The sequence below is a fragment of the Caulobacter sp. genome, assembly GCF_035254145.1.
In the GTDB taxonomy this organism is placed as follows: Bacteria; Pseudomonadota; Alphaproteobacteria; order Caulobacterales; family Caulobacteraceae; genus Caulobacter.
Genome location: NZ_DATFAV010000332.1, coordinates 1 through 5,361, shown reverse-complemented (window position 1 = coordinate 5,361; position 5,361 = coordinate 1). Strand labels below are relative to the sequence as shown.

The window sequence follows — 5,361 nt, the reverse complement described above, 5'->3', positions numbered from 1 at the left end:
TCCGTATAAGGACGCGTCCCTACCAGCGCAGAACCCACCGCCCGACCACCGCCCCCAGCGCCGCCAGCAGCAGGACGCCGAGGCTGTACCAGAGGGCCACGAAGGTGAAGGTGTTTTCCGGGCAGTGCAGGCCGTAGACGGTCGCGGCCACCCCGCCGGCGAACAGGCCCGTGGCGAAGCCGGCGGCGACGGGGCGCGTCGGGGCCATGCCGCGCACGGCCAGCAGGCCCAGGGCCAGCATCGGCAGGCCCAGGGCCAGGATGTTGCGGCTGCACGAATGCCAGGAATGGCCTCGCAACATGTGCAGGGCGTGTTGAATGTCGGGGCTGACCAGCGCCTGCCAGATCCCCGCCACGGCGAACACGGCCAGCGCCACCAGGCCCAGCGCCCAGCCGCGCCGTCCCGAGCCCGTCGGCCGCGCCAGCCGCTCGATCGCCAGATAGCCGGCCAGGCCCAGGACGCCGGTGTAGAGCGCCTTCATCCAGAACATGCCGCCCAGCACCGCCTGCGCCAGGTCGTGGCGGGTGTGCAGCCAGCTCAGCACCAGGACCAGGGCGGCCAGGGCGCCCAGCGCCGCGACCAGGGCCAGACGGCGCGGCGGCGCATTGACCGGTCCGCCGTCGGCGGCCAGGGCGTCGATCAGATCATCCGTCCGCACGGCGCATCCTTTCGGCCAGGGCCTTCAGCGCCCGGTGCAGGGCGACCTTGGCCGCTCCCTCGGAAATGCCGGCTCGAGCCCCGGCCTCGGCCAGGGACAGGCCCGTCAGCTTGACGTCGGAGACCAGGATCCGCTGCCGCTCGGGCAGGCTGGCCAGCGCCCGGTCCAGCTCGATCCCGATGGAGGGCTCGGGCTCGTCGGCGGCCAGGAAGGCGGCGTGGTCGTCGATCGGCAGGGTCTGGCGGATCTTCCGGCGACGCCAATGGTCGATCAGCTTGTAGCGCGCCACCGCGTGCGCCCAGGCGGTGAACGACTGGGAGGCGTCCCAGGTCGACCGCTTCAGATGCACCGCCAGCAGCGTCTCCTGCACCAGATCCTCCACATCGCCGGGCGCGCCGGCCATCCGGCGCGCGAAATAGGCGCGCAGCCGAACGCCCAGCTGCGCCAGACACGCGCGGTAGGCCGGAGCGTCGCCCTCCAGCCCGCGCAGCATCAGCGCCTTCAAACGGGTTTCGGTATCCGTCACGCCTGCCCCTATTCGCGCGCGAGGCGGCGATGGTTACACGCCCTCACGCCGCGCCGGAACCTGCGCCGGAAGATCGGTCGAAATTTTGTTCGGCGAGCGGTGTAACCTCCGATGGTTCGGCTTCGTACTTCCCCACGACCGAGCGGCCAAGGCGGCCGTTCGGCGAGAAACGCCTCAAGGAGAAACCCCATGAACCGCACCGCTTCCGCCGCCCTGGCCGCCGTCTTCGCCCTGTCGACCGGCGCCGCGATGGCCGCCCAGTCCAACATGCCCATGGAGAAGAAGGGCGAGACCGAAAAGTGCTACGGCGTCGCCAAGGCCGGCCAGAACGACTGCAAGGCGGGCGCGGGCACCTCGTGCGCCGGCACCTCCAAGGCCGACTACCAGGCCGACGCCTGGAAGATGGTCCCCAAGGGCACGTGCACGACCATCAAGACCCCGAACGGCATGGGTTCGCTGACGCCGAAGGCTTGATCCTTAAAACTGTCATCCCGGCCAAGCGCGTGGCGCGCCGAGCCGGGATGACAGCTTGATCTGGATGATCACCATGCCCCCCACCGCCGGCCTTGGCCTGAAGCCCCAGCACTACGCCGACGCGCTCGCCGCGACGGATGAGGGCCTGTGGTTCGAGGTTCATCCCGAGAACTACATGTCGGCCGGCGGGCCGCGGCTTTTGGCGCTGGAGGCGATCCGCGGGCGGCATCCGATCTCGCTGCATGGGGTCGGCCTGTCCTTGGCCGCCGACGCCAATCCGGATCCCGAGCACCTGGCGGCCCTCAAGCGGCTGGCCGACCGGTTCGAGCCGTTCGTGGTCTCCGAGCACCTGGCCTGGTCGACCCATCGCGGCGTCCACCAGCCCGACCTGCTGCCCTTCCCGCGCACCCACGCCGCCCTCGCCCGCATCGCCGACAACATCGACCGGATGCAGGAGGCGCTGGGCCGCAAGGTGCTGATCGAGAACCCCTCGCTCTATCTGCCGCTGAGCGGCCACGACCTCGAGGAGGTCGAGTTCCTCAAGGCCCTGGTCGCCAGGACCGGCTGCGGCCTGCTGGTCGACGTCAACAACGTCTTCGTCAGCGCCAGCAATCTCGACTACCGCGCCGAGGCCTATCTGGACGCCATCCCGGCCGAAGCCGTCGGCGAGATCCACCTGGCGGGCCACGGCCCCGACGCCGGGGGCTCGGACCTTCTGATCGACACCCACGGCGCGCCGGTGGCCGAGCCGGTCTGGGCGCTTTATCGCCGCCTGATCCGCCGGATCGGTCCGCGCCCGACGCTCATTGAGCGGGACGACGACATCCCCGCCTTCGCGATGCTGATGGCCGAGCGCGACCGCGCCGCCGCCGAACTCGGGGCCCTGGAGGCGGTTCATGCCTGAGCTGATCGACTTCCAGGACGCCTTCGTCGCCGCCCTGACCGGCGATCGCCCCGCCCTGTCGCCGTGGCTGACGGACGGGGACCACCCGGGTCTCGCCGTCTATCGCAACACCATCGCCAAGGGCTGCGTCGACGCCCTGGCCGACAACTTCCCGACGGCGCTGTCCATGGTCGGCGAGGACTGGTTCCGCGCCGCCGCCGCCCTGTTCGCCCGCGAGGCCCCGCCCGCCAGCGCCGCTCTGCTCGACTATGGGGAGGCCTTTCCCGGCTGGCTGGAACGCTTCCCGCCGGCCGCCGAGCTGCCCTATCTGGCCGGGATCGCTCATCTCGACCGCCTGTGGATCGAGGCCCTGTTCGCGCCCGAGGCGCCGGCGTTGAGCGCCCAGGCGCTGTCGAGCCTGTCGCCCGAGACGCTGGCCCAGACACCCCTTTCCCCGCACCCCAGCGTCCGTTTCGCCGCCTTCGACGCCGGCCTGCCCAGCCTGTGGCGCGCCGCCCGCGAGGGACGCGAGGACCTGGAAATCTCCGAGACGCCCGAGACCCTGCTGCTGGTCCGGCGCGACGGCGCGGTGACCCACCGCGTGGTCGGCGCCGCCGAGACGGCGTTCCTGCGCGCCTGCCGCCAGGGCCTGACCGCCGGCGAGGCCGCCCAGGCCGCCGCGATGGCCGATCCCGAGACCCCTTTTGCTTCCCCTTTCGCCACCCTGATCGCCGACGGCGTCTTCGTCGCGCCCCTCTAAGGAAATCCCGCCATGACCGCTCTTTCCCCGGCGCTGCGCGCGCCGCTGACCCTGCTCGCCCGTACGACTCAGAAGCTGCTTCCCGAGGACCTGCTGGTCCTGGTCGCGCGGCTGGGCGTCGCGGCCGTCTTCTTCCTGTCGGGACGCACCAAGGTCGACGGCCTGCTGCACATCACCGATGGGACCTACGCCCTGTTCGAGAGCGAGTACCACGTGCCGCTGCTGCCGCCCGTCGTGGCCGCCCACGCGGCGACCTATTCGGAGCACCTGTTCTCGATCCTGCTGGTGCTGGGTCTGTTCACCCGCGTCTCGGCCCTGGCGTTCCTGGGCATGACGGCGGTGATCGAGATCTTCGTCTATCCCGACGCCTGGCCCACGCACCTATCCTGGGCGGGGCTGCTGCTGTTCCTGATCGCCCGCGGCGGCGGCCGGTTCAGCCTGGACCGGGCGCTGAAGATTCCCTGAGTCGGGGCGAGGTTTACGGGCCTTTCACTCGGGGTCGCTAGGGTCGCCGGCCATGCGTCGCGCCCTTCTCGCCCTGCTGATCCTGACCTGCGCCATCCCGGCCCAGGCCTTTCAGACTCAGGCGCCCTACCAGCCCCGGCCGCCCGTCTCGGTGCTGCCCTCGCGCGAGGGGCCGCGCACCGTCCTGGCCGCCCCGTGGGCCCTGGCGGCCCGCCAGCCGGCCGGCGACCTGCACCGATGCAACGCCATGTGCGCGCGGACCCGCTATTTCTGCCAGGCCCGCAACAAGGACGACGACAGCTGCGGCGCCGACTGGGTGCTGTGCAACGGCTCCTGCGCCTCGGCCTACGCGACCACGCCGTTCGGTCGGTAGGGCTGACGGTCACGCGCCATCTGTTGAGCCTGAAAGGTCGTCTCCAAATTTCTCCGCCTCCCCTGGCCTTGTGCCTGGGGCCCAGGCTTCAGCGGGCTTTGAGTTGGATCCGCGCCCGCCCACGCCGGCGGCGTTCACCAACCCCGCCGCGCCCAGCCGCGCCATGGATCCTCGCCACGGGGGCGAGGAAGGCGGGTTAGAGGGGCGCCTCCCAAGACCGCCACATCTGGAGTCCACCCCTTTCCGCAACGGGCGCTTGCTGGCTGGCATAACGCTGATACGTTCACCTGAACAACGATAAGTCAGGAGGGTGGAATGTCGGCCCAAACCCCTATGGACAGGGCTCCCCAAGCCAAGCTCCCGAAGGCCTGCGTGATCGGCGCGGGCTGCAGCGGCTTCACCACCATCAAGCGGCTGAAGGACTACGGCGTCCCCTATGACTGCTTCGAGATGTCCGACGACATCGGGGGCACCTGGTACTACAAGAACCCCAACGGCATGTCGGCCTGCTACGACAGCCTGCATATCGACACCAGCAAATGGCGGCTGGCGTTCGAGGACTTCCCCGTTCCCAGGGACTGGCCCGACTTCCCCCATCACGCGCAGCTCTTCCAGTACTTCAAGGACTATGTCGACCACTTCGGCCTGCGCCCGACCATCACCTTCAACACCCGCGTCGAGAAGGCGCGCCGCACCGACGACGGCCTGTGGGCGGTGACCCTGTCGACCGGCGAGACGCGTCTCTACGACGTGCTGTTCGTCTGCAATGGCCACCACTGGGACCCGCGCGTGCCGGAATATCCGGGCGAGTTCGACGGCCCCGCGTTCCACGCCCACGCCTATTGCGATCCGTTCGATCCGGTCGACATGCGCGGCAAGAACGTCATCGTGGTCGGCATGGGCAACTCGGCCATGGACATCGCCAGCGAGCTGTCCCAGCGGCCGATCGCCAAGAACCTGTGGGTCTCGGCCCGGCGCGGGGTCTGGGTGTTCCCCAAGTACCTGAACGGCAAGCCGGCCGACAAATCCGCCATGCCGGCCTGGATGCCCAAGAGCGTCGGCCTGTCCCTCGCCCGCAAGATGATCAAGAAGACCATCGGCAAGATGGAGGACTACGGCCTGCCCAAGCCCGACCACGAGCCGCTGGAGGCCCACCCCTCGGTCTCCGGCGAGTTCCTGACCCGCGCCGGCTGCGGCGACATCAAGTTCAAGCCGGCGATCA

8 protein-coding genes are annotated in these 5,361 nt (G+C 70.0%); 6 read left to right on the top strand and 2 right to left on the bottom strand.

What is annotated here, in order from left to right:
• Positions 1-19 precede the first annotated feature (19 nt).
• A complete protein-coding gene (nrsF, locus tag VJ655_RS19880) occupies positions 20-658 on the bottom strand; it encodes an anti-sigma-F factor NrsF (protein WP_324114136.1) in 639 nt (212 codons plus the stop codon).
• Positions 645-1,184 carry a sigma-70 family RNA polymerase sigma factor gene (locus VJ655_RS19875; RefSeq protein ID WP_324114134.1) on the bottom strand — a complete coding sequence of 180 codons (540 nt, stop codon included), beginning with the start codon at positions 1,182-1,184 and terminating at the stop codon, positions 645-647. The genes nrsF and VJ655_RS19875 overlap by 14 nt, the downstream gene beginning before the upstream one ends.
• Before the next feature lie 189 nt (positions 1,185-1,373).
• On the opposite strand from VJ655_RS19875, the gene VJ655_RS19870 reads away from it, so the two are divergent.
• The 6 genes from VJ655_RS19870 to VJ655_RS19845 form a co-directional block, all read left to right on the top strand.
• Positions 1,374-1,658: a DUF2282 domain-containing protein gene (locus VJ655_RS19870; protein WP_324114132.1), complete on the top strand. Its 285-nt coding sequence runs from the start codon at positions 1,374-1,376 to the stop codon at positions 1,656-1,658.
• Positions 1,659-1,731: 73 nt separating this feature from the next.
• Positions 1,732-2,562, top strand: coding sequence for a DUF692 domain-containing protein (locus VJ655_RS19865; RefSeq protein WP_324114130.1), 831 nt, complete (start codon positions 1,732-1,734; stop codon positions 2,560-2,562).
• On the top strand, positions 2,555-3,301 hold the full coding sequence (locus tag VJ655_RS19860; protein ID WP_324114128.1) for a DNA-binding domain-containing protein: 747 nt from the start codon (positions 2,555-2,557) through the stop codon (positions 3,299-3,301). The genes VJ655_RS19865 and VJ655_RS19860 overlap by 8 nt, the downstream gene beginning before the upstream one ends.
• Before the next feature lie 12 nt (positions 3,302-3,313).
• Positions 3,314-3,766, top strand: a complete 453-nt coding sequence (locus VJ655_RS19855) for a DoxX family protein (RefSeq protein ID WP_324114126.1) — start codon at positions 3,314-3,316, stop codon at positions 3,764-3,766.
• A 52-nt stretch (positions 3,767-3,818) separates the two neighbouring features.
• Positions 3,819-4,139, top strand: coding sequence for a hypothetical protein (locus VJ655_RS19850; RefSeq protein WP_324114124.1), 321 nt, complete (start codon positions 3,819-3,821; stop codon positions 4,137-4,139).
• Between the two features lie 333 nt (positions 4,140-4,472).
• Positions 4,473-5,361: NAD(P)/FAD-dependent oxidoreductase (locus tag VJ655_RS19845; RefSeq protein ID WP_324114138.1), on the top strand; the 889-nt coding region annotated here is incomplete at its 3' end.